Source organism: Massilia sp. CT11-108, assembly GCF_047302915.1.
GTDB classification, from domain to species: domain Bacteria; phylum Pseudomonadota; class Gammaproteobacteria; order Burkholderiales; family Burkholderiaceae_D; genus Telluria; species Telluria orientalis.
The window spans coordinates 1-1,388 of the sequence record NZ_JBKYMO010000891.1 but is presented as its reverse complement, the minus strand read 5'-3'; the positions used below and the strand labels follow the sequence as shown (position 1 = coordinate 1,388).

Here is a 1,388-nt window from a genome sequence, read left to right as displayed (position 1 = left end):
GCGGCCCGCACCTCGGCCGGACGGGCCGCCACCGTGAGCGCCAGCTCGCCGGACAGGCGGTGCAGGTCCAGCACGTCCACCAGCGCGGACAGCACCTGGCGGCCCAGCATGTGGTCGCCCCGTTCGACGTCCGGCAGCACGTGGTGCAGCGCGGACAGCACGACGGCGTTTTCCTCGCGGTGCTCGTGCAGGTGCATGTAGCCCAAGGTTTCCATGATCAGCTCTTCGTGCCGGAAGGCCGCCTCGACGGCCGCCACGAGCGCCGCGAAACCGTGCGCAACCATGTCGTCGGGGCCGGACACGATCTCGCCGATGCGCCGGCACAGCATCTTGCGGCCATGCCGCAGCGCGGCGCAGATTGCGCGTGGACGGCTGGGACTGGCACGGGTGGCAGACATGTTCGCTCCTCGGAGTCAGAATTTTCTTAGACTTCCGGTAGCACGAAAAAATCCCTGTGGTTTGATATCTCGCAACGTAGCAATGTTCTGTTCGGTTAGCCTGATTGAGGGAATACAGATCGAAGGCGAAAAATGAGCGCTGTACAAGTCGAACGAGAGCATGGCGGTTGCTGATGGGGGCACGCATTCTATTGATCCAGGGCCATCCCGATTGCCACCGCCCGCACCTGTGCCATGCGCTGGCCGAGGCGTACGTGGACGGCGCGCGCGATGCGGGGCATGACGTCGAGGTCGTCGAGCCGGCGCGGATGAACTTCCCTCTGCTGACCAGCCCGTCCGAGTGGTGGCACGGGTCGGCGCCGCCGCAGCTGGCGGCCGTGCAGGAGGCGATCCAGCACGCGGACCACCTCGTGTTCGTGTACCCGCTGTGGATGGGCGACATGCCCGCGCTGATGCGCGGCTTCCTGGAGCACGTCACGCGGCCCGGCGTCTTCATGGACGACCCGCACCGGCCGTTCGGCGCCGGCCTGCTGGGCGGACGCAGCGCGCGGCTCGTCGTCAGCATGGGCATGCCGGCGGCCGTCTACCGGTGGGGCTACGGCGGGTACGGTATCAAGATGATGCGCCGGCAAATCCTCGGCCGTGCGGGTATCCGGCCCGTGCGCGCGACGCTGGTCGGGCGCGCCCATTCCCTGTCGGCCGAGCGGATCGACATCTGGCGCGACCACCTGCGCCGTCTGGGCGGCTCGGCGACCTGAAACAACACACCTAGCGCACCACCAGCACGGGGATATCGCAGTGGATCAGCACCCGCTGCGTCTCGCTGCCCAGCAGTCGCGCGGCCATGCCGTGGCGGCCGTGCGAGGCCATCACGATCACGTCGCAGCCGTGTGCGCGCGCCGTCGCGACGATGCCTTCCCACGGTGGGCCGGGCGGCGCAAGCACGGTCTCGCACGGCACGCCGCCCTCGGGTCCGCGCTGGGACTGGCA

At 68.7% G+C, this 1,388-nt stretch carries 3 protein-coding genes; 1 reads left to right on the top strand and 2 read right to left on the bottom strand.

The features are described 5' to 3' along the window. The coding region (locus tag ACEN88_RS31730) for a hypothetical protein (RefSeq protein ID WP_413346143.1) at nt 1–398 on the bottom strand (398 nt) is incomplete at its 3' end. Nucleotides 399–571: 173 nt separating this feature from the next. Between ACEN88_RS31730 and ACEN88_RS31725 the strand changes: the two genes are divergently transcribed. After that, nucleotides 572–1,156: an NAD(P)H-dependent oxidoreductase gene (locus ACEN88_RS31725; RefSeq protein WP_413346141.1), complete on the top strand. Its 585-nt coding sequence runs from the start codon at nt 572–574 to the stop codon at nt 1,154–1,156. A gap of 10 nt (nt 1,157–1,166) precedes the next feature. Here ACEN88_RS31725 and ACEN88_RS31720 read toward each other — a convergent pair. Further along, on the bottom strand, nt 1,167–1,388 hold a 222-nt coding region (locus tag ACEN88_RS31720), incomplete at its 5' end, for a universal stress protein (RefSeq protein WP_413346139.1).